Consider the following 21,978-nt stretch of genomic DNA (forward strand, 5'->3'; position numbering starts at 1 on the left):
GTCGTGTCCGACCCCAACGGGCTGACATGGGCAGCCACCCTCGTGTCGCTGGCGGTCGCTATCCCCACAGCGGGGCACGCGGTCATCTACAAGCGTGACCCTCGATCGGCCACGCTGTGGGTGCTGCTGATCGCGCTGTTGCCGCTGGGCGGTTCGCTGCTGTATGGGCTGTTCGGCATCAACCGTTACCAGCGGCGGGCGCGGCGGCTGTTTCCGGGGGCAGATCCTGCTGTTCGGCAGGACCTCGCGCCTACGATGCCCCAGGCCGTATCGGCGCCGTTTGCCGGCCTGGCGCACCTGGTGGGACGTGCCACCGGCCAGTCGCTGACCAGCGGCAACCGCATCGAGCCGCTCGTCGATGGCGAGCAGGCCTACCCGGCCATGCTCGCTGCCATCGAGTCGGCGCGGCACAGCGTCGCGCTGGCTTCGTACATCTACGACAGCCAAGGCATCGGGGCGCAGTTCGTCGATGCGCTGCGCCGGGCTCATGAGCGCGGCGTGCAAGTGCGGGTGCTGATCGACGACGTCTATGCCTGCTGGAGGCCCCGCAGCGCCTACCGCGCCTTGCAACGCGCCGGCGTTCCGGCGGCGACGTTCAACCCGACGTTGATTCCCGCGCGCCTGCATGCCGCGCATCTGCGCAATCACCGCAAGCTGCTGGTGATCGATGGCGAGACGGGTTTCACCGGCGGCATGAACATCTTCAGCCCGTATTGGCGGCCCGATGCGCCGGAGCAGGCCTGTCACGATTTGCACTTTCGTCTGCGCGGGCCGGTGGTTGCGCATCTGATGCGGTGCTTCACCGACGATTGGTGCGATACCACGGGCGAGCGGCTCAACGAGGGTTTCTGGGGCGAACCGCCCGCAACGGCTGATGAGCAAGGAACCTCTTGGGCGCGCGGCATCGAGGCCGGTCCCGATGAGGCCCTGGACCGGCTGCGCTGGACCTTCATGGGCGCTTTGAGCGCGGCGAAGCATTCGGTGCGCATCTGGACACCTTACTTCGTGCCCGATCAGCCGATGATCGCGGCGCTGAGCACGGCCGCGTTGCGCGGCGTGCGCGTCGAGGTGCTGACGCCCGCAAACGGCGACCATCCCACGGTGCAATGGGCCGCGCGCGCCCACTACTGGCAGGTGCTGGAGCACGGTGTACGCATCTTCGAACGGCCTGGCCCGTTCGACCACAGCAAGCTGATGCTGATAGACGGCCAGTGGTGCTGCCTGGGTTCGGCCAATTGGGATGCGCGCAGCCTGCGCCTCAACTTCGAGTTCAATGTGGAGGTGTACGACACCGCGCTGTCTACGCGGCTGGAATCCCTTTTTGATGCCGCCCGTGATGCATCGAACGAGATATCGGCGAAGGCGTTGCGCGCCCGCCCGCTGGCCATCCGCTTGCGCGACGGGGTGGCCCGTCTGTTCACCCCCATTCTCTAGCGGCACGACTTGCGAGGAACATTGCCCATGGAAAAGAAAGATCAATGGAACATTGGCTACTGGATCGTCGCCGGCCTGTTGCTGCTGACGCTGCAGAACTACTGGCAGGCGGCCAAGACCGTCGAGCCCGTGCCCTACAGCGAATTCGAGAAGGCGCTGGCCGAGGGGCGCGTCGCCGAAGTGCTGGTGTCGGACCGCACGGTCACCGGGCGCCTGAAATCGCCGGACAGCCGGGGCAAGACCACCATCGTGGCCACTCGCGTCGAACCCGACCTGGCCGAGCGGCTGTCCAAGTACGACGTGCCTTACGCGCGGGTGGTGGAAAGCACCTGGCTGCGTGATGTGCTCTCCTGGATTCTGCCGGCGGTGGCCTTCTTCGGCGTCTGGTTCTTCCTGTTCCGCCGCTTCGCCGAGAAGCAGGGCATGGGTGGCTTCCTGAGCATCGGCAAGAGCCGTGCCAAGGTATTCATGGAGAAGAACACCGGCGTGACCTTTGCCGATGTCGCGGGTGTGGATGAAGCCAAGGCGGAGTTGGTTGAGATCGTCGATTTCCTCAAGAATCCGCAGGAGTATGGACGGCTCGGGGCGCGCATTCCCAAGGGCGTGTTGCTGGTCGGCCCACCGGGCACCGGCAAGACATTGCTGGCCAAGGCTGTTGCCGGCGAGGCTGCGGTGCCCTTCTTCTCCATCTCCGGATCAGAGTTTGTCGAGATGTTCGTCGGCGTGGGTGCGGCCCGTGTGCGCGACCTGTTCGAGCAGGCCCGCGGGCAGGCGCCGGCCATCATCTTCATCGACGAGCTGGATGCGCTGGGCCGCGCGCGCGGCGTCGGCGGCCCCATCGGCGGCCACGACGAGCGCGAGCAGACCCTCAACCAGTTGCTCACGGAGATGGACGGCTTCGACAGCTCGGTCGGGCTGATCATCCTCGCCGCCACCAACCGCCCCGAAATCCTCGACCAGGCGCTGCTGCGCGCCGGTCGCTTCGACCGTCAGGTGCTGGTGGACCGGCCCGACAAGAAGGGACGGCTGGACATCCTGAAAGTCCACGTCAAGAAGGTGACGCTGGCTCAGGATATCGATCTCGAACAGGTGGCGGCGCTGACCACCGGCTTTTCCGGCGCTGATCTGGCCAATCTCGTGAACGAAGCAGCGCTGAACGCGACGCGGCGCAAGGCGCAGGCTGTGGAACTGCAAGACTTCACCGCCGCCATCGAGCGCATCGTGGCCGGCCTGGAAAGGAAGAACCGTGTGCTCAATCCGAAGGAGCGGGAAACCGTGGCCTATCACGAGATGGGGCATGCGCTGGTGGCGCTGGCGCTGCCCGGCACCGATCCGGTACACAAGATTTCAATCGTTCCGCGTGGCATCGGTGCACTCGGCTACACCCTGCAGCGGCCCACCGAAGACCGATTTCTGATGACACGTGCCGACCTGGAGCACAAGATCGCCGTGCTCCTGGGAGGGCGCGCGGCTGAGAAGCTCGTGTTTGGCGAGCTGTCCACAGGGGCTTCAGACGATCTCGCGCGGGCCACCGACATCGCCCGCGACATGATTACGCGCTTCGGCATGGATGAGGGCTTGGGGTACGTTGCTTTTGAGGCACAGAGGCCGCGTTTTCTTGATGCGCCTGAACTGGTACAGGGTGGCTGCCGGGTAGCCGAATCGACTCAGACACGCATCGACCAAGCCATCCGTGACATCGTGATGGGTGTGTTTGATCGTGCATACCGAATTCTCGAAATCAACCGAGAAGTGCTGGAGCGGTGCGCGCGCGAACTGCTCGCACGGGAAACGCTGGATGAATACAGCATCCGGCAACTGACGCAGGGGCTACAGCTCGAATCCCCATGTCACAGCAGCCCAACTGCCGGAGCCATGACTTCCTCTGTGTCCCAAGGACCCACCTCATGAGTGACAGCATGCATATCGTCTGCCCACACTGCCAATCCATCAATCGCGTGCCAGCCAACAAGTTGGCAGAGAAGCCCAATTGCGGACCGTGCAAGATGATGGCGCCGCAGTTCGAGCAGGCAGCCACCCTGCTTATCAGTTGTGCGATCCTTGAAGAAAGTGCGTAGCCGCGATGCATAGCGACCCCAACCACACAATCTTTGACGAAATACGCTCCGAGTTGCAGAAACGTTGGAACCTCTGTTTCACCCATAAGGAGCGTCACCTTTGAACGAGACGCCTCAAATCTCAGCCCGACACTGTGACCAGATTAACCAGAATGCCCATTCTGGCAGTTGGCATCTCGATCTTGGCTCGCAACTCCTCACTTGCTCCGATGAAGCCTGCCGCGTGCTCGGCCTGGATGTTGGTGCGCCAATAGCCTTCGAGCGATTCCTGCAGTGCATTCACCCTGAAGACCGCCCCCTCTTCGATAGGGCATGGGATGCTGCCATGTGCGGAAAGTCCCTTGATCTGTGGTATCGCATCGTCAGCGGAGGGCAGGTTCGCTGGATACACCTGCGGGCAACATTCAAGGGCGACGCCTCTGGTCGGCCCAGAGCGGCAGACGGGACGGTAGAGGACATCACCGATCTCAAGAGGATCGAGCAGGCGCTGAGCGCTATGCGCCTACAGCGAGAAGAGTTGGCCAGCCACGTTCCCGGTATGCTTTACCAATACCGTCTTCGTCCGGACGGCAGCTCGCACTTCCCTTATGCCAGCGCGAGGATACAGGAAATATACGGGGTTGCACCGGAGGATGTTGTTGAAGATGCCGCTCCTGCGTTCGCTGCGCTCCATCCTGAAGACCGCGACCGTGTGCATGAAACCATACAGGCGTCGGGGCAGTTACTCGCGCTTTGGCATGACGAGTACCGAGTGCAGTTTCCTGACGGTCGGGTGATCTGGGTCGAAGGCGAGGCGTCGCCTGAAGCCATGCCTGATGGGAGCATCCTCTGGCACGGCTATATCCATGATGTCACCTCACGCAGAAGATCCGCGGAAGAGCTTCGCCTTGCGGCTAAAGTTTTTGAGCACGCAGGAGAGGGCATCCTCGTTACGGACGCTCAAGGCCATATTGTCAACGTCAATCGGGCGTTTTCCGTGATCACTGGTTATGCGCGGGAGGAAGTAATGGGTCAGACACCTCGTCTGCTCGAGTCCGATCGCTATGACGATGAGTTCTATCAGACCGTTTGGCAGGCTCTGCGTGAGCACGACTATTGGCAACGGAGAGCTCTGGTGCCGACGCAAGAACGGCAGTCAGTTTGCCGCGCTGCTGACGATCAGTGCAGTCCCGGATATGCAGGGCAATATCGAGCATTACGCAGCCATGTTTTCCGACATCACAGCGCTGAAGGAAAACCAGCAACAGCTTGAACGCGTTGCTCATTACGACCTGCTCACCGGCTTGCCCAATCGACTATTGCTTGGAGACCGCCTTAAGCAGGCCATTGCTCAGACACGTCGGCGTGGTATGCACCTGGTGGTTGTCCTCATCGATCTGGATGGATTCAAGAAGGTCAACGACCAGCACGGCCACGCAGTCGGCGACAAATTGCTGTCCGTCCTGTCCAGGCGTATGACGCAAGTGTTGCGCGAAGGCGATACTTTGGCCCGTCTCGGTGGTGATGAGTTTGTCGCTGTTCTGGTCGACCTGCCGGATATTTCCCTCAGCGTACCGATTCTTGATCGCCTGATCGAGGTAGCTGCGCAGCCCGTACCGATTGGTGACGCATTGTGCGAAGTGAGCGCGAGTATCGGTGTGAGCTACTACCCGCAAGCCGAAGATATCGACGCCGACCAGCTACTGCGGCAGGCTGACCAGGCCATGTATTTTGCCAAGCAAGCTGGCAAGAATCGATATCACGTTTTCGATACGGAGAAGGATCGTACGCTGCGCCTCCGGCACGAAGGATTGGACAGCATAGAGAATGCACTTGCCAATGGGCAGTTCCTGCTTTATTTCCAACCTAAGGTCAACATGCGCACCGGTGAGGTGCTGGGCGCCGAAGCCTTGATCCGCTGGCAACATCCGGCGCGTGGCTTGTTATCTCCTGCCTCCTTCCTACCCCTCATAGAGAATCATCCGCTCGGGATTGCTGTGGGGAAATGGACCATCGAGGCTGCGCTGACCCAGATCGAAATTTGGCGCAAGGCCGGCCTAAATGTCCCGATCAGCGTGAATATCGATGCCGAGCACTTGCTGCAACCGGATTTCATCATGCATCTACGGGGTATGTTGTCACGACATCCCGGCGCCCAACCGCAAGACCTTGAACTGGAAATCCTCGAAACCAGCGCCGTGGAGGACTTCGTTCAAGTGTCTCAGTCGATGGCGCTGTGCGAAAGGATGGGATTGCGTTTTGCCCTCGACGATTTCGGCAGCGGCTATTCATCGCTGACCTATCTGAAGCGCCTGCCCGCGTACCTGCTCAAGATCGACCAAGGTTTCATACGCGACATGCTCGAGGACCCGGACGATATCGCCATCCTGGATGCGCTACTGGCACTGGCAAGGTCGTTTGGCAGGAACTGCATCGCGGAGGGAGTCGAATCCATCAAGCATGGAGAAATTCTGCTGCGTCTGGGATGCGAGTGGGGCCAGGGTTATGCCATCGGGCATCCGATGCCGGTGCATGAATTCGAGCAATGGCTACACACCTGGCAGGTACCCTTATCCTGGAAGGGATTCAAACCTGACAGTCGCGCCGCGCTGCCCGTGCCGTTCACATACGCCGACCACCGGGTCTGGATTTCCCAGATGATCGACTATCTGTCAGGCAAGACCCAAGTGCCTCCTCAATCCGAAACACTCCAATACTGGCGGGATCAAAGTGGTCGCCCGACGTTCTTCGGCAAAGATCCCAATGATCAGGTCGATGTCCTGCATCAGAGCATCCAGCAGTTAGCTCACACCCTGAGTGAAATGAAAAATGCCGGCCGTGTCGAGGCATTGAGGGCTGGCATCGACAAGTTGCAACATTTGCAGGCGGATCTGCTGGGATTGCTGCCGCCGGACCAGAAGCCGGATTGATACCATGCATGGGACGAAGGGTTGACGTGCAGGAGGCTGATCCACCCATCGGCGGCGCCACGGGCGCGCAGGACATTATGCGCTGGGTGGCTTCGCAACTGCCTCGGCAATCCAGGTGCAATCGAGTCGTCTTCTCGGAACTCCCCGTTCCATTAACGTTTCATTGAAAGAGAGAGCGCAACGCTTATGCATAAAGAATCTGGCCACACGGCCCTTGACGAGATGCGCTCCCAGTGGCGGTTGATGACGGTTTACGAGCGCTTCGAGCAGGTCATCGCACTCGTTCTGTCGGCGGTGATTGCCGTCATCATCGTGGTGTCGCTGTTCCAGCTTATCTCCATCGTCTTCACGCTGCTGGTCCTCGATGCCTTCAATCCCCTGGATCACAAGGTATTCCAGAGTGTGTTCGGCATGATCATGACGCTCTTGATCGCGATGGAGTTCAAGCATTCCATCGTGCGCGTGGCGCTGCGTCGGGACAGCATCATCCAGGTCAAGACCGTGATCCTCATCGCGCTGGCGCGCAAGTTCGTGATCCTTGACCCCGAGGTGAGCCCCGCAAAGATCGCCGCGCTGGCAGGCGCCACGCTGGCTCTGGGTGCAACCTACTGGCTGCTGCGCAAGCGCGACGACCGTGCCGCCGAGACCTCTGAGCATGCCCCGTCATCATCCCAGTGACCCGCGCGCGGCGTTGTTGCAACACCGCTGGCTCAACCGCCTGCAGACCGGGCTGTTGGTCCTGACTCTGATCGGGATTGCAGCCACCGCAGGAAGCCTGCTGTTCGGGGAAAGCGGCCTGTGGCTCGCGCTGTTTGCAGTTGCAGGCACGTTGTTGCTGGAACCGGCAGCCGCATCCGCCTTGACCCTGCGCCTGTACCGCGCGCGGGCCCTGCACCCGCACGAAGCCCCCGAGATTTGGGCCCTGTTGAGCGAGCTGTCCGCCCGTGCCGGTTTGCCCGCCACGCCGGTGCCGCACTACGTGCCCAGTGCCGTCGTCAACGCCTTCGCCACCGGCTCGAAGCAGCATGCATCGATCGCCCTCACCGATGGCCTGCTGCGCAACCTGAATTCGCGCGAACTGGCGGGTGTGCTCGCGCACGAGGTCGCGCACATCGCTAATGAAGATATGCGTGTCATGGGGCTGGCGGATTCCGTCAGTCGTCTCACGAGCCTGCTGGCTATGGTCGGACAGATCGCTATTGTGTTCAGCTTGCCCGCACTGCTGGCCGGCGCGGTGACGGTTAATTGGCCTGGACTGCTTCTGCTGGCCGCCTCGCCCCAGCTGGCCCTGCTCGCACAGCTCGGCTTGTCTCGCGTGCGTGAGTTCGATGCTGACCGCCTCGCGGCGGAACTGACCGGCGACCCGCACGGGCTGGCGTCCGCGCTGGCGAAGATCGAGCGGGTCAGTCGCTCCTGGCGTGCCTGGCTGTGGCCGGGATGGGGCAATCCCGAGCCTTCCTGGTTGCGCACCCATCCGGCAACGCAAGATCGCATATCACGCCTGCTGACGTTGGCGCCTGAACCAGCAACAGCCTTGCCGTTTCACGCGCCCCATTTCTTGCCGGAATCCACTGTGACGCCGCGCCCGCCGCGCTGGCGCCCGAGCGGGCTATGGCGCTGATTGCCTATCACCAGGAGACTTCTCATGGCCTACCCTGACCCGTACCCACGCCCCGCACCGGATCCCTTCATCCGGCGCTGGCTCGTCATCACTGCGTGCGTTGCAGCACTCATGCTGTTCTGGCAGTTCCTGCCCGCCATCGAAGCCTGGTTCAGCCCGCGCCAAGCCGCTGAGCGCACCGTCACGCCGCGTGGCGATCTGGCCGCTGACGAACAGGCCACCATCGAACTGTTCGAAAAATCACGCGCCTCGGTGGTCTACATCACCACCGCGCAGCTGGTGCGCGACGTCTGGACGCGCAATGTCTTCTCCGTGCCTCGTGGCACGGGATCGGGCTTCATCTGGGACGACGCCGGCCACGTCGTCACCAACTTCCACGTTATCCAGGGCGCGTCCGAAGCCACCGTCAAGCTTGCCGACGGCCGCGACTACCAGGCCGCGCTGGTGGGGGCGAGCCCAGCGCACGACATCGCCGTACTCAAGATCGGCGTCGGCTTCAAACGCCCGCCTGCCGTGCCGGTCGGCACCAGCGCCGACCTCAAGGTGGGACAGAAGGTGTTTGCTATCGGCAACCCCTTTGGCCTGGACTGGACGCTCACCACCGGCATCGTCTCCGCGCTCGACCGCTCGTTACCGGGAGAAGCGGGCGGCCCGGCCATTGATCACCTGGTTCAGACCGACGCCGCCATTAATCCCGGCAACTCGGGCGGCCCCCTGCTCGATTCGGCCGGGCGGCTTATCGGCATCAACACGGCGATCTACAGCCCCTCCGGCGCCTCGGCCGGGATCGGTTTTGCCGTGCCGGTGGACACCGTCATGCGGGTAGTGCCGCAACTCATCAAGTCCGGCAAATACATCCGCCCGGCGCTTGGCATCGAGGTGGACGAACAGCTCAATCAGCGCCTGCTTGCGCTGACGGGAAGCAAGGGCGTGTTCGTGCTGCGTGTCACCCCTGGTTCGGCAGCGCACAAAGCCGGACTCGCGGGTGTCGAAGTCACGCCGCAAGGCATCGTGCCCGGCGACCGCATCATCGGTGTTGATGGCAAGGCGACGGACGATGTGGCCGAGCTGCTCGCGCGGCTCGACGACAGGAAGGTCGGCGATGTCGTGGTCCTGTCAGTGGAACGGGCCGGCAAATCGCGCGAGGTGCGTGTGGAGCTGCAACCCGGGAATTGATTGAACTGAACCTGTGGATCAGGCGGTAGTGCAGCGTCGCGGCGATTGAGGCTCTCAGGTCTCTTCGGCCAGGTAGCGTTCCGCCTCAACCTCCGAAGTGTCGGATGCGATCTGTCTATCCGAATAGGCAAGCATGCAACGCCGGAACCTCTTGCCAATCATCGAAGGAGAAAGCGAGGCGCAATCCGCATGAGGTGGACACATGCCAGGAACGGAGCGAACAGGAGGCCGAATTGGAACTCAGATTACTGCGCTATTTCGTTGCGGTCGCGGAAGAACTGCATTTCGCGCGAGCGGCCGAGCGCCTTGGCGTAGAACAATCGCCTGTGTCGCGCGCAATGCGCAATCTCGAAGCCACGCTCGGCGTGCAGTTGTTCGACCGCAGCGCGCACCAGACGCGACTGACCTGGGCCGGTCAAGTGTTCCTCGGTGAGTGCCGGCGTGTGCTGGCCACCGTGGAGCAGGCGGTGAGTGCCGCAAAGGCGGCGGCGCAGGGCTATCAGGGTTATCTGCGCATCGCCATCTGCGACAGCTTGGCGCAGCCCCACATTGCCACCTTGCTGGCGCGCAGCCGCGAGGAAGAGCCCGAACTGGAGATTCGCGTCTTCGAGCTGCCTTTCGCGCAGCAGCTCAAGGGCCTGCACAACGATCTGCTGGACATCGGCTTTGCGCTGTCGGACGCGGTGAGCGAAGGCCTTGTCGCCGAGCCCGTGTGGACCGATCCTCTGTCGGTGATTGTGCCCGTGCGCCACCCCTTGTTGGCGCACGCGGAAGTGCCATTGGATGAAGCCTTGAAGTTTCCGTTGGTACTGTGCCATCCGGACGCGGGATCGGGCTGCCACCACCAGATCCAGGCGGTGCTTCAAGGTGCGTCCAAGCCGCTCAAGCTGGTAGATCAGGTGACGAGCCTAGGCGTGATGCTGACTCTGGTCGGTGCCGGTTATGGCCTAGGTTTCGCCATTGCCTCGCAGGTGCAGACCCTGAACCGCCCCGACATAACCGTTCGCCCCTTGGCCGGCACGCCGCCCATGCTGTCCACCTACCTGCTGCGCCGCAGCGCCGAACCCTCTGAGCCCATGAAGCGGTTTCTGCAGCGCGCCCGCGAGGAGTTCCTGCCAAAGGGAGATGAACCGGCCTCGTGACGTTGAGTGCTCGGGTACATTGGCAATCGCTGGCTGTCCATGGCTCGCACTGGACCTGCTCGGAGCGTGCGTTGACCAAGGGTGGTTTTTCAGTCCATAATTATGTCCATCTCGGTTCGCCGAGTGCGGAAAACTCGTTATCAATCAACGAGTTAGGGACACGATGATGTTCCCTTCGCCCGCTCCAGACACCACACGCTAAAGCCCTGTTTTTACAGGGCTTTTTCGTTTCTGGCTTTTGGTGGTGTCGAAGAAGTGTCGAAAAGGACCAGCCGCTAGGCCGAGATCAGACGGACGAAAGCGCCTGGATAACGTGCTTCGGATCGTTATGAATAGCGCGCAGCAGCGCCTTGGCCGGACCGGTAGGTTCGCGTCGGCCTTGTTCCCAATTGCGCAGCGTGCCGAGCTGAACATCGATCATCGCCGCAAACTTGGCCTGAGTCAGCCCGGTTGCCTTGCGGATTTCCTTCACCTGCAGAGCATCCACGGTGAACTCCCGCGAAGGCTGTCGCTCGCCTCGCCGGATCTCGTCCATCTGCTGGACGCTTTCCAGAAGGTCTTCAAAGAATTTGCTCATGGTGATTACCTCCACCGTTCGATGATTTGCTTGAGCACCTTGCGCTCGTCTGCCGTCAGGTCGTCCTTCTCGTTCTTCGGATAGATCAGCAGCAATGCGATCTGCGAAGCCGCCGTGAAGTGGTAGTAGATGACCCTGGACCCGCCTCGCTTGCCGTGACCGCTAGACGCAACGCGGACCTTGCGAATGCCGCCAGTACCTTCAATCACATCGCCCATGTCCGGCCGGTCAGCCAGTTGGCGCTGAAACTCCGCGTAGCTGTCATCGCTAAGCAGATCCCGCAGGCGCTTGGTGAAGATCGGTGTCTCGATAAAGATCATAAGCGAATAGTACGCCAGTGGCGCACCCCCTTCAATTGATTCGATTACTGGCTGGCGAGCGGTAACGTGATGCCGGCCAACGGTCCTAACCTGATCGCATCGTTCAAATGCTCAGGCGCGAGGTGGGCATATCTCATCGTCATGTTCAGCGAGGCATGGCCCAGGATCTCTTTTAGCGTCACGATATGGCCACCGCCCATGATGAAGTGAGCCGCGAAGGTGTGGCGCAGGATGTGGCTTGCCTGTCCGCGTGGTGGCTTGATCGAGGTCGAGAGCAGGACCAGCCGAAACGCGCCAATGCAGTTGGTGAACGGCCCGTAGGTTTGCCAGTGCATCTTGATCGCCGCCACCAGCTCGGGCGTTACCGGAACCATCCGCACCCGTTTCGACTTGGTATTGGCGAACACCAGGGCGTTGCCTCTGATCCGCTCCGGTCGCAGCGCTTGAGCCTCACCCCACCTCGCCCCGGTCGCCAAGCAGATCCGCGCCACCATCGCCGGATGTGGAGACGTGGTCCGCGCCTGGAGTGCATCGAGCAGCTCGGAGATCTGCGGCTTGGTCAGGTAGGCCAAGGGGCGCTCCTGCAACCGAACCGGACGAATACGGGTGAACGGACAGGGATAGTCGATCACATCGAGTTTATGCAGCTCGTTGTAAACCGCTTTCAGATAGCCGAGGCGATTGTTCGCCGTCTTGCCGGTGACGCCTGCTGACATCCAACGCGCGCGTGTGGCGGCGATCTTTGCGCCATCAACCATACGAGCTACCGGATCACCCATCGCCTTTGCACACGCCCGCAGGATCGCCACACGTCGAACGCCATCGGAGAGCGAGACGCCGTGAAGATCGAACCACAGCTCGACCAGCTCTGACAGCCTGCGCTTGTCCTTTGGCCGCGGTGCCCAATCGTTGGATTCGCTGCACTTGGCTCGACAGGTCGCCTCGAAGCGCATTGCCTCGGCCTTGGTCTTCAGCGTCTTGCGGAAGCGCTTGCCTTTGACCGGCTCAACGTCGACCCGCCAGCGACCGTCAGGGAGCTGCTGGATCGCCATCAGACCGCTCTGCCCCATCGAACGTGGCGCTCTTGAAGCAACGTCTTGATGTGCTTGTACAGATCGCGCTCGCTCATGTCCTTGGCGGCGTAGTGGTCACGAATGACCGGCCAGCATTCCCATTCCTTCAGTCGATCAAATGCGGTTTTAGCGCCCACTCGCTCCCGTGCCAGCAGGCTTACGAAGTTTCCCAGGAATAGCTCGACGTTCTTGCCGGAGAAGCCTCGCGAGGTCTTGTAGTAGCGCTTGTACTCGGTTTCATCGACCAGGGAGTCGACCGGCACATCGACACGAATATCGTCGCGAATCAGCGTCCAGATCGGCTCGTACTGCCCCGGACGATGCAGCAACTTGAACTGGCACAGCCCGTAGCGCCACAGGCCGTCGAGGTGGCCCGAAAACGCTGCGTATGAATCCGTCTCGATGGCCTCGCCGGTCTTTGCGCTGATCGACCCGCTGGCGAACTGCTGGATGACCGAATGGTGATAACGCAGCTCGATCCGCCACACGTCCGCTTCCGGATCGTAGTTATCAGGATCGGCGGGATCGAACGAGTCCCGACGACGCCAGACGCTTTCCCAAAAGTCGAGCTTATCGGTCGCGCGGGCCTGTTCGGTCTTGTTGTAGATACACAACTGGACGCCACCAGCCGAGCCGAACATGGACGTTTCCCCGCGCCCGTAGACGCTGGACTTGGTCGCCCAGTTGATTTCGTTGATGCCCGAGATATCCCGATGCGTCCGCGCGCGGCAGTGCAGTCGCGCCACCAGATCCACCGGAGGCTTCCAGCCTTGGAGATCCAACGCCAGATGGACAGCGCACTGGTTGCGTTCGCGGTGCGTCATAACGGCTGCAGCGTAGTAGTCCATCCGCTCTTGCAGGCGCTCAGGCGACAGCGCGTCGATCGCGTGCGGCGACACCTCGATTTTCAGGTGTGGGCCGATCTGTTCCAGCTTGGCGTTGAAGTTTTTGATGAGCAGCACGAAGCCGAGATCGGCGTTCTGCAACTTGTACTGGTAGCCCGAGTCCCGCCCTACCCGTCCGGCATGCCAGAACTCGCCAGCGAACTCGACCATGACGCCCGGTTTCTCGAACAGCGCCATGATTTCCGGGCGGATTAGCCCGCGATACAGCTGGCGGACCGTATCGACGCCGCAACGCAGCAAGCGAACGCCCGACAGGTCGGTCAGCTTGGCCGAATGGCTATCGAAGAACAGTCGCCCGGTCGGGGTTTCCTGAAAGTTTTGGTCAACACGAATCTGATCTTTAACGCTCATTTTCTAATGCTCCAAATTGCAACGAATCGACACTGTTCAGTTGGGTTTATCTGACGTGTTACAGGAACGTCAGCGCGCGCGTTTGCACGCCGGCTCGTGCCTCGCCGCGCGTGCAAAGAGCGCAAGCGCCCGCGCGCTGACGGTCACCACAGGAATTGCCCCTTCTGGTACGGCACGACGGTCAAGCTCGGACTGTTGACGGGCTGCGCGGCCATCGGCTGAGAGGCCTGCATCGCTGGAGGCGGGGCGTTCTGGACTTGCTGGGTTCGCTCGCGAGCGGAGCGGTCGGGAAGGGTCGGATCGAAGAAGCCGTTCTCCACCACGCGTTTGCAGAAGGCGAAGTCGGTTTCCACTCGCGTGCTCTGCTGCGTGTAGCACTGGCACACCGTAGGCGTTCCGTTCACCACGGCGTGCGCCATTCGGCCGAACTCGCGGGCATAGGTGGCGGGGTCGGTGCTGGACATGCAGTAGAGCCGTGGGAACGACACGGGCTGGGTCAGCTCGTCGTAGATCGGCGCCGACGCCGGCACCTGCGGCACGCGGGGAACACGGCGGCCGATGTAGCTGGCGGTGCTTTCTGGCGCTTCAGATTTGCCGTCACCGACCGGCTTGATGAACGCACCAACCGTATCGCGCACCTGATCGACCATGCTCCCGGCCGGCGCGCTGCTGGTCGTTTCGAGCGCGGCTTTCTCAGTGTTGTAGCGCTCATAGGCGCGGTAGACGAGGATGCCGGCGCCGACGATCACGCACATCGCCAGGATGAACTTGGTCGGCACCTTGGTCTGGAAGTGGTGCTTTGCATTGGTGCTGGTGTAGGCGCCGAAGTAGCGCTTATCCAGGCGCAGCGATTTCTTGTCGGCGTCCTTGAAGCTCGTTTTCAGCTCGACTTTCTCTACGACGACTTCCGACTCGAAGCGCAGCAGCTGAGCGGACTTGAACACGCGCCAGTAGTGAATGTGCGCATTGCACAGCCGGCGAAGGTGCACATCGAGGTAGCGCGGGTCCTGGGTGACGAGGTGCACTTCGTGACCCTGGTGGCGCATGGTCTCGAAGCGGGTGATGTGCTCCGGTGGCCGCGCGCGTGGATCGCGTGCGCCGAACCAGCCCTGCGCTTCGTCCACGACGATGATCGAATCGTTCGGCAGCTCGAACCACTTTTCCGGGTCCTCGAACGCAAACCACTGCGCTTGCAGTTGATCGGGCTTCAGGCCGTTGATGTTGTGGAAGTAGACGACGCGGCCCTCGGCGTGAGCCTTCTGATCGACTTCGCGGATCGTGTTTAGGGTCTTGCCGTGGCCGGGCTTGCCGGTGCGGATAACGAGCATGACGGCGCCTCCTTAGGCTTCGATGGAGGTGCCGCCCGGCTTGTGCCAGACCTGTGCACGTTTGCGGTCGGTGGCTTTGTCGATCCCGGCCAGGAGGAAGCGCGTCGAGATCGCGGCGAAGTACAGGTTCACCACCACATCGAACTTCGCCAGCCCGAGAATCCCCTGAATCACCGGTCCTACGTTGCCCATCTGGGCAAACAGGTAGTCCTGCGCCTGACCGATGATCAGGTTGAAGCCCATGTAGGTGACGAAGCCGAAACCGATCATCTTGAGGACCATCTTCACCAGCGGCCCGAGCACGATCACCAGCATCTGCACGACGAATAGAAACTGCATCATTGACCTCCTACAGCGCGGCCCACGTAGAGGGCGGCAAGAACGGTAGCCACGGCCACGAACAGGCCGCTCAGGTCACTGGCGGCGCGGCACAGGGGTTCGTAGCTGAGCTGGAAGGTCCGCCCGCCTGCGGTGGTCAGGCTGAAGCTTTCGGCGGTCGGACAGGTGGACGGGAGAAAGCGGGTGCCCTGGTTGATGAAGGACGGCACGTCGATCACGCCAGCCCCCTCATTGAGCTGGAACTGATCGCCGGAAACCGCCGCTTCGATGGCGGGCTTGTGCTTCGGAAAGTCGGCCATTTCCTCGGCGTGGCAGAGCTGTTCTTTCTGCTGGCGCAGTACCTCGCAATCGATCGCGTCGCCACTGCATAAGAACGCTGCATCGCAGGATCCGGCAGACGCCGCACGCTCCGGCCCTTCTTCGTCTTCGCCTTCTTCGCCGCCATCCGAGGTGCAGCCGGAGCCGGTGCACTCCTTACTTTCATCGCCGGGAGTGCCATCGGCATTGGTGCCAGAGCTTGAGGTTTCTTCGGCGGTGGTCGAGGTACAGGGCTTGGTGCCGACGCAGACGGTCTTGTCGGTGGTGGTGCTGGTTTCGGTCTTGCTGGAACCATCCGGGTTGGTGGTCTTGGTGGTTTGCTCGGTCTTCGAGGTGTCTTCAAAGCGCGGCGCCGGCTTGCCGGTGGTGCAGTGCAAATAGTCACCGGCATTGTCGCAGTTGAGCTGGCCCGGCTCTTTCAGCGTCTCGGTACTGGTGCAGTTGCGCGACTGCGTGCCGTCGGCGTTGGTGATCCAGTCACCACACTGATTGTCGCTGGTGAACTGCGGCGTGGCGTCCGCTGGCGGCTTGGCCGGTGGCTGATCGAAGACGCTGCCGGGTGGCGGGTTGTTCGTGGTGCATTGCGAGCCGACACCCTGGTAAACAACCTGGCAGTAAACGGAGTTCAGGTCCTTGCCGGTGGTGGTTTCCAGGAAGCGGTTGCAGCCTTTGACGGTTGCGGTGCGGTTGTACAGGCAACCGCTTTCGCAGACGGAGGACGGAGGCAGCGAAGGGGGAACGGACGGATCGAGGGAGCCGGCGTTGTACTCGTGGACGAACTCACTGGTTGCGGTGGCGCACTGGTCGGGTTCGGGGGCGACGCATTCGCCAGTTGCGGAGTTGTATTCATAGTCAGCAGGGCAAGAATCTCCATAGCGCGCCAACATAGTGGAAAGGAGATTGGGAGAACCATTACGCAATAGTTTACAAGTGGCAGAGGTATCGGAATTAAACACAAGTTTATCGACGGTAACCGTATAACTAGTAGTTGAGGAGTAATGATCAACGGCACCGTGACAGGCTGCTACAGCCGAAGAATAGTTAATAGCGCCCTGAACACCGTTTCGCCAATAAAAGTCAACTGCAAACGCAGGGGGCGCTAGCAACGAAACCAGCACAATGAATACGCTGACGATTCGCTTCATTACTAGATCCTCCCGAAGAACACGAGATAGAACGCCAGGGTGGTGAGGATCAGGACGTACAGTTCGTAGCTCATTGGCGTTTCCCTGGAAGAGAAAACCCCGCCGGAGCGGGGTTTGTTTGCTTCGGCACATGCAGTGCGCTAACCCCGATTACAGGGCGCGGCGCATGTACTTGAACGCCATCGCGGCGATGATCACGGCGAAGACGGCCCAACCGATGGTGCCGACGTCGGTGCCGGCGGTATCCAGCGCGCCGGTGGCTTCCGGTGGAACAGCGGCGTAGACGGAGCCGGCAGCAGCCGAGAGAGCCACAGCAGCGCCGAGGCCGATTTTCTTGATGAAGTGCTTGTTCAGTTGCATGGGTGATACCTCACTGTTTCAGGGCTTTTTTCAGGACCAGGAAGCCGAACACGGTAGCGAACAGAACGATCGCTTCGCCTTGCAGCTCGGAGACTTGGTCCCAGGTCAGTGCAGAGCCGTAGAGGCTTTGCATTTCCTCGACCGTGAGGGCGACCAGCGAGCCAGAGCAGATGGGTGAGCCATCGGCGCCTTGCAGCCAGTCACCGTCACAGGCGAGGAAATTCATTCGCCGGCCTGCTCGAGGTCGGCGGATTCGGAAGGTTCGCAGTCAGGGCAGACGGCGAAATGGGGCGGCAGGCTGAGGTCGGGCAGCAGGTCGCTTTGCGGCGCGGGCAGCGCCATGAGCTTGCCCATGTCGTTTCCGCAGCAGTCGCAGTACACCCGGTCATCGATCAGCATGGCCGCCCCTCCCGGTTAGTTGGCCTTGGCCGGGTCGCCGGCTTTGGCCTGGGGTTGAGCTGGGGTGCGCGGGGTTTCGGCAGCGGCGCGGCTCTGGACGGCTTCGAGCTGGAGCGCCAGATTCTTGCCCTTGTTCTGCCCACCACGGGCAATCTCGAAGTGGATACGCACCAGTTGCAGCGGCTCGAACTGCGCGCCGGCTGCGAAGATCTCGTCGGCTACTTCGTCCGCTGCTGCCATGCCGATAATCGACAGGCCGTGTTCGGTCTTGCCGTCCGGCTCATCGCCGTAGAAAACCTTGATGTACTTCTGGCCCGCTTCACCGTCGAAGCGTTGAGTGCCGAGAAATGCAACTTCCATAGTCGAACGTGCCATTTGTGTTTCCTCTCTCTAATTGCGCTTTATTGCGCTGCTTTGCTTTCTGCAGGCCGAGCGATCCCGAGCGAGTGAAAAGGCAATTTCACTGCGACCGGCTTGTTACTTGGCTTGCGGGTTAATCCGTGGCTCTAGTTATACGCGCTTGAAACGGTCTTTTTTCATACTCAAGGAATTATCAAGTTGCATGGTTTATTGGCATGAATAGCGACGAATCGACACTTACCCACCACGCTCAAAACAAAATTAATTAATAAACCTCACTCTCTAAACACCAAGGGCTTCGCCCTTGTCATCCCACTCTCACCGCCGAGGGCTCGGGAGCGCGGGAGGGAAAAGCGCTCCCGCACTCACGAGCGGAGGCTGTTTCGGTTCGTGCGGGGTCAAGGGTGCGCTCCGCCCGTGCTTCCGTTCGCCGGATCGGTGAAGCGTGATCCGACGAGCCGGGAGCGCGGCCCTGGACCTGCTCGGCTTCGGTCAGGGTTTCGCCTAGAACGGAAATTGCTCGCTCGGCGCCGAGGTTGAATCTTGGTAGGCAACGCTCCACCACTTCGCGGGGCGTTCGGGTGGCGTGTGCTTCTCGCAGATAAAGGCCGGCTCCACTGTCCACTCCGAGAGCAGAGGCTTCCAGGTTCCACCGACGCAGCCCATTTGCAGCGTGCGAATCGGCCGCGCATACGCGGGGCGGCATTGGACGCATGGTGTGGACCGGGAGAGAGCGGGTTTCGCCATTTCGCGTCTGGACCAACAGACAGAGCAGTCGCAGTCCTGGACGTGCGGAAGGCGTTGATAGCTGGCCGGCTTCTGCATAGGTCATCCCCTCCCCTGGCTTTCCGTAGACGGTGCGGATCATGCGGTCCACTCCTGTTCCAACAGCCAGTGACGGAGCATTGCGCTGTTGACCATGCGCCGCTTGCCGAGCTTTACGGTCGGTATCACACCCCGCGACGCCCAGGCACGGGCCATACCAGGGCTGATGCCGTTACGGTCAGCCCAGCATTCGACGGTTTCTACGTCCTGCTGTGGGCCGATCAGCATTGAAGGTTCCAGCTCTTCCAGTTCCATGGATTACTCCAGCCAATCAATTGGACCACGGTGGTCCGTCGAGAAAAATGAAACCACGGTGGTCCCATTGCTGTCAAGACCACGGTGGTCCATCATCCGCCAATGAGCAGAGAAGACCCCCAATTCAAGTTACGTATGCCGCCAGAGCTACGAACTCAGGCCGAACAAGCAGCTAAAGCAGCTGGTCGGTCTTTGAACGCAGAGCTAGTTGCCCGCATAGAAGCAAGCTTCATATCCGATGCAGAAACGGAGAGACTGCTGCCCGCCAAGCGGGCACGTGAGTTGTCGCTAATGGCACGAGCAGAAATTCCGAACGAAATACGTAGGCGAGCAATTTCAGCTATTGGACGAGCTATAAGGCTTGGACATAGCGAAGCGATAGCAAGCCTTGAAGATCTAAATTTAGAATTTGGAATTCCAGACAACGAACTTGACGATCTCACCTCGAAGGTTATCGAGGAGCTTGAGAAAAGTGGCTATAAAGCCAAATGGGATGACATCGCAACGCTTTGGATTGAGTTCTAAAAAGACTCAACCAAAGACTAAGCAAAGTTGCATGGAGGCAACATGAAATCGGATTGGGACGACGCCCCCGAATACCTACGCAACAGAAAGAAGCCAAGCCCTTGGCGGTTCCTTGCGTTCCTAGGTCTCGGCTCGGCTGTGATCTCGGCGCTAGCGCTTACATTCGGCAAACCGATCGCGCTGGACGTAAACCAGATCAAGCAGGGCATCCATATCGACGGCAAGCCTTGGTTTAACCAAGAACCAGAGCAGCCCATGCAGCCGGTTAGCCAGCCTTCTGTTGCAAGCTATGAAGCCCCAGCAGCAGAACCGACACCAGTTCCCCAGCAGCGACCGCTGACCCAGGAAGAAATCGACTGGTTCGCAGAGCGCACAGCGGAAGCAGTGCAGTCCCGGCAAACATCGTTTAACGATGATAACTACACGCCCAAACAGCCGGCCAGCATCTACACCCCGCCCGCAGCCCATCGGATTGCCGCAGCGACGCCCAGCACTAGCGCACCCAGGTCGCGGTCGGTGAGCCGAGAACATACGTCGAAATGGATCAAGGGTTGGAACGGCGGAATCGACTATCTAGCCGAATGGGTATCCGTCAATAACTACATCGACGGAACCAGCGTATGCGCCAACCACCGCCGAGGCTCAATCGACTACCGCGAATGCCGCAAAGCCGCTAAACAGCACTTCCACGAGCAATGCCGTGCATGGCGCGCACGTTTCGATAGCGACCGCAAAGATCATAGCGACCGGATGAAGACGCGCTATTGCGGAGCAGCTAGTAGCTTTAACCCGATGGGTTGACTTTAATATGAAAATTTCGGATTTTGTTGTTTTTTTAAAAGCAGAGGCATTTGTACTAAGTGCAATCCCTGCTGCCGCTATTGCTGTTACATTTATTTTTGAAATGGGCTATCTGAGTTTTTATGGCGCACCCTTAGCCGCAATCGAAGTTGATGCTTACAAGGTTATTATTTCTTGCGTATGCTTGATCGTGCTGTTTTACTCAATCATTGAGATTTTTTCAATTTTATTGGGATTAGCAGGAAAATTCAATAAAATTGTAGGAGCTTTTTTTGTTTCGCTAATCCCCGGCGTCCTGATTAGTTTGTTTGCTGTTCTTTCCAAGATTTATTTTCTTTTCTGGATTGCCGCCGGCGTCGTGGTTTTGTTCTATATTTTTGTGATTATCGAATTGCGCCGTGAACGCTCGACTGATGAGAATCTCCCAAAAAGTGAAGAGCATGTTTTGGCTGGCAAAATAAAGGAGTTTCTTTTCTTCGCTTTTATCGTTGCAGGGCTTAGCTTTAGCGTTGGGTACAATATTGCAATGGAGAAAATTAAGTATTTCGTGGCCGATGAAAATAGAGTTTTGGTCGAGATTTATGGTGACAAAGTTATTTTGGCTTATTTTAAAATTCAAAACAAAGAACGCGCCCTTACCGGGGAAATAGAGCTAGCAAGCCTATCTGACTCCCAGTTAAAAGGTAGGAGCCAGCGATTGGGTCCGCTGTTACCTGCCAAAACAACAACCCCTTAAAATGGGTGTCGATAAAGTGTCGAAAACACTGTGCCGAATTGCGTCGAAACGAGCAGACGGCTCAGCCCGGAAACCACATAACGACACGCATTGCGCCGAATCGACACACTAAGCAAAAGGGTTCGATTCCCTTCGCCTCCGACACCACACAAAAAAGCCCTGTTCTACAGGGCTTTTTTCTTTCGTCGATCCCTTTCTCCTCACTGCCTCACCCGACCAAGAATTCCAGCACGCGCTGGGTGAAGGCTTCGCCAGCCTCGACGTTCGAGAGGTGGGCGGCTTCGAAGACTGCCAGTTCCGCGCCGGCAACTTGTGCTTGGATGAACTGGCCATGGTCCACGGTCGTCACCGGATCCTTGGCGCCGCAGACCACCAGGGTGGGCACTGTGATGCCGGCTAGTTGCTCACGGAAATTGGCGTCGCGCACGGCGGCGCAGTTGGCGGCGTAGCCGTCCGGCGAGGTGCTGGCGATCATGTCGGTGATGCGGCGTGCAACGTCAGGCTGCTGTTCGGCGAAGCCAGGAGTGAACCAGCGCGCGATGGAGGCGTCGCGCATGTCGCGCATGGCTTGCTGCTGTCCGTTTAGTACCGTCTTGATGCGGTCGTTCCAGACCTGTTCGGTGCCGATCTTCGCAGCGGTGTTGCACAGCACCAGGCGCTGCAGCCGCGGGCCGGCATGGAGCGCCAGCCACTGGCCGATAAGGCCGCCCATCGACAGCCCGCAGAAAGAAAAACGCTCGATTCCCAGCCCATCGAGCAAGCCCAGCACGTCGCGACCCAGCTGTTCGATGCTGTAGGGGACAGGGCTGATGCTCGACTCACCATGGCCACGGGTGTCGTATCGCAGCACGCGAAAATGTCTGGCGAAGGCCGGAATCTGCTCATCCCACATGCCCAGGCTGGTGCCCAGCGAATTGGAGAGCACCAGCACCGGCAAGCCTTCGGCGCCATCGAAACGGTAGTTCAGGCTGGCATCGGCCAATTTCATGATCGGCATGGTC

25 protein-coding genes and 1 pseudogene are annotated in these 21,978 nt (G+C 60.2%); 12 read left to right on the plus strand and 14 right to left on the minus strand.

Translation table 11 applies throughout. The annotated features are described in order from the left end of the window. Positions 1–3 precede the first annotated feature (3 nt). From cls to NAV27_RS04660, 9 genes and pseudogenes are all read left to right on the plus strand, one after another. On the plus strand, positions 4–1,434 hold the full coding sequence (gene cls / locus NAV27_RS04620; RefSeq protein WP_058147934.1) for a cardiolipin synthase: 1,431 nt from the start codon (positions 4–6) through the stop codon (positions 1,432–1,434). Between the two features lie 27 nt (positions 1,435–1,461). Then, on the plus strand, positions 1,462–3,345 hold the full coding sequence (gene ftsH / locus NAV27_RS04625; RefSeq protein ID WP_073672020.1) for an ATP-dependent zinc metalloprotease FtsH: 1,884 nt from the start codon (positions 1,462–1,464) through the stop codon (positions 3,343–3,345). Next, positions 3,342–3,470 (plus strand): annotated as a pseudogene (locus NAV27_RS04630) (hypothetical protein); the annotation flags it as partial. The gene ftsH and the pseudogene NAV27_RS04630, both read left to right, overlap by 4 nt. A 142-nt stretch (positions 3,471–3,612) precedes the next feature. Next, complete coding sequence (locus NAV27_RS04635; RefSeq protein WP_197931614.1) at positions 3,613–4,764, plus strand: PAS domain-containing protein; 1,152 nt, start codon at positions 3,613–3,615, stop codon at positions 4,762–4,764. Next, positions 4,688–6,421, plus strand: a complete 1,734-nt coding sequence (locus NAV27_RS04640; protein ID WP_197931597.1) for a putative bifunctional diguanylate cyclase/phosphodiesterase — start codon at positions 4,688–4,690, stop codon at positions 6,419–6,421. Before NAV27_RS04635 ends, NAV27_RS04640 begins: the two co-directional genes overlap by 77 nt. A gap of 186 nt (positions 6,422–6,607) precedes the next feature. Continuing rightward, positions 6,608–7,099: a phosphate-starvation-inducible PsiE family protein gene (locus NAV27_RS04645; RefSeq protein ID WP_058147936.1), complete on the plus strand. Its 492-nt coding sequence runs from the start codon at positions 6,608–6,610 to the stop codon at positions 7,097–7,099. Next, positions 7,077–8,042, plus strand: coding sequence for a zinc metalloprotease HtpX (locus NAV27_RS04650; RefSeq protein WP_058147937.1), 966 nt, complete (start codon positions 7,077–7,079; stop codon positions 8,040–8,042). The genes NAV27_RS04645 and NAV27_RS04650 overlap by 23 nt, the downstream gene beginning before the upstream one ends. Positions 8,043–8,066: 24 nt before the next feature. Beyond that, positions 8,067–9,218: a S1C family serine protease gene (locus NAV27_RS04655; RefSeq protein WP_058147938.1), complete on the plus strand. Its 1,152-nt coding sequence runs from the start codon at positions 8,067–8,069 to the stop codon at positions 9,216–9,218. A gap of 233 nt (positions 9,219–9,451) precedes the next feature. Then, positions 9,452–10,360, plus strand: a complete 909-nt coding sequence (locus tag NAV27_RS04660; RefSeq protein ID WP_003141085.1) for a LysR family transcriptional regulator — start codon at positions 9,452–9,454, stop codon at positions 10,358–10,360. Positions 10,361–10,646: 286 nt separating this feature from the next. Here NAV27_RS04660 and nadS read toward each other — a convergent pair whose 3' ends face one another. From nadS to NAV27_RS04725, 13 genes are all read right to left on the minus strand, one after another. Continuing rightward, the gene (gene nadS, locus NAV27_RS04665; RefSeq protein ID WP_003286995.1) at positions 10,647–10,937 is read right to left on the minus strand and encodes a NadS family protein; all 291 of its coding nucleotides are present in this window, start codon (positions 10,935–10,937) and stop codon (positions 10,647–10,649) included. Between the two features lie 5 nt (positions 10,938–10,942). Beyond that, positions 10,943–11,257, minus strand: a complete 315-nt coding sequence (locus NAV27_RS04670; protein WP_017244792.1) for a type II toxin-antitoxin system RelE/ParE family toxin — start codon at positions 11,255–11,257, stop codon at positions 10,943–10,945. Positions 11,258–11,301: 44 nt separating this feature from the next. After that, positions 11,302–12,309, minus strand: coding sequence for a phage integrase (locus tag NAV27_RS04675; RefSeq protein WP_232249058.1), 1,008 nt, complete (start codon positions 12,307–12,309; stop codon positions 11,302–11,304). Beyond that, positions 12,309–13,586: a phage replication initiation factor gene (locus tag NAV27_RS04680; RefSeq protein WP_102827464.1), complete on the minus strand. Its 1,278-nt coding sequence runs from the start codon at positions 13,584–13,586 to the stop codon at positions 12,309–12,311. Before NAV27_RS04680 ends, NAV27_RS04675 begins: the two co-directional genes overlap by 1 nt. A gap of 143 nt (positions 13,587–13,729) precedes the next feature. Then, the gene (locus tag NAV27_RS04685; RefSeq protein ID WP_102827465.1) at positions 13,730–14,914 is read right to left on the minus strand and encodes a zonular occludens toxin domain-containing protein; all 1,185 of its coding nucleotides are present in this window, start codon (positions 14,912–14,914) and stop codon (positions 13,730–13,732) included. Between the two features lie 12 nt (positions 14,915–14,926). Further along, positions 14,927–15,253, minus strand: coding sequence for a DUF2523 domain-containing protein (locus NAV27_RS04690; RefSeq protein ID WP_102827466.1), 327 nt, complete (start codon positions 15,251–15,253; stop codon positions 14,927–14,929). Next, on the minus strand, positions 15,253–16,716 hold the full coding sequence (locus NAV27_RS04695) for a virulence factor TspB C-terminal domain-related protein (protein WP_232249060.1): 1,464 nt from the start codon (positions 16,714–16,716) through the stop codon (positions 15,253–15,255). Before NAV27_RS04695 ends, NAV27_RS04690 begins: the two co-directional genes overlap by 1 nt. A 150-nt stretch (positions 16,717–16,866) precedes the next feature. Next, positions 16,867–17,076 (minus strand): major capsid protein, encoded by a 210-nt coding sequence (locus tag NAV27_RS04700; RefSeq protein ID WP_102827467.1) that lies wholly within the window; start codon positions 17,074–17,076, stop codon positions 16,867–16,869. Between the two features lie 10 nt (positions 17,077–17,086). Beyond that, a complete protein-coding gene (locus tag NAV27_RS04705) occupies positions 17,087–17,302 on the minus strand; it encodes a hypothetical protein (protein WP_015277797.1) in 216 nt (71 codons plus the stop codon). Further along, positions 17,299–17,475 (minus strand): hypothetical protein, encoded by a 177-nt coding sequence (locus NAV27_RS04710; protein WP_180981387.1) that lies wholly within the window; start codon positions 17,473–17,475, stop codon positions 17,299–17,301. Before NAV27_RS04710 ends, NAV27_RS04705 begins: the two co-directional genes overlap by 4 nt. Positions 17,476–17,490: 15 nt before the next feature. Beyond that, positions 17,491–17,850 (minus strand): hypothetical protein, encoded by a 360-nt coding sequence (locus NAV27_RS04715; protein WP_180981388.1) that lies wholly within the window; start codon positions 17,848–17,850, stop codon positions 17,491–17,493. A gap of 489 nt (positions 17,851–18,339) precedes the next feature. Beyond that, on the minus strand, positions 18,340–18,660 hold the full coding sequence (gene pflM / locus NAV27_RS04720) for a lysogeny maintenance protein PflM (protein ID WP_102827469.1): 321 nt from the start codon (positions 18,658–18,660) through the stop codon (positions 18,340–18,342). Between the two features lie 39 nt (positions 18,661–18,699). After that, positions 18,700–18,915, minus strand: a complete 216-nt coding sequence (locus NAV27_RS04725) for a helix-turn-helix domain-containing protein (RefSeq protein WP_102827470.1) — start codon at positions 18,913–18,915, stop codon at positions 18,700–18,702. 102 nt (positions 18,916–19,017) lie between these two features. On the opposite strand from NAV27_RS04725, the gene NAV27_RS04730 reads away from it, so the two are divergent. The 3 genes from NAV27_RS04730 to NAV27_RS04740 are packed head-to-tail and all read left to right on the plus strand — an operon-like array spanning position 19,018 to position 20,977. Next, positions 19,018–19,440: an Arc family DNA-binding protein gene (locus tag NAV27_RS04730; protein ID WP_102827471.1), complete on the plus strand. Its 423-nt coding sequence runs from the start codon at positions 19,018–19,020 to the stop codon at positions 19,438–19,440. Positions 19,441–19,482: 42 nt separating this feature from the next. Then, the gene (locus NAV27_RS04735) at positions 19,483–20,241 is read left to right on the plus strand and encodes a hypothetical protein (protein WP_102827472.1); all 759 of its coding nucleotides are present in this window, start codon (positions 19,483–19,485) and stop codon (positions 20,239–20,241) included. Positions 20,242–20,248: 7 nt separating this feature from the next. Then, positions 20,249–20,977, plus strand: a complete 729-nt coding sequence (locus NAV27_RS04740) for a hypothetical protein (RefSeq protein WP_146029390.1) — start codon at positions 20,249–20,251, stop codon at positions 20,975–20,977. Positions 20,978–21,185: 208 nt separating this feature from the next. On the opposite strand, the gene pcaD is transcribed toward NAV27_RS04740, so the two are convergent. Further along, complete coding sequence (gene pcaD, locus NAV27_RS04745; protein WP_102827737.1) at positions 21,186–21,974, minus strand: 3-oxoadipate enol-lactonase; 789 nt, start codon at positions 21,972–21,974, stop codon at positions 21,186–21,188. Between the last annotated feature and the right edge of the window lie 4 nt (positions 21,975–21,978).

This window comes from Stutzerimonas degradans, assembly GCF_024448505.1.
Lineage (GTDB): Bacteria > Pseudomonadota > Gammaproteobacteria > Pseudomonadales > Pseudomonadaceae > Stutzerimonas > Stutzerimonas degradans.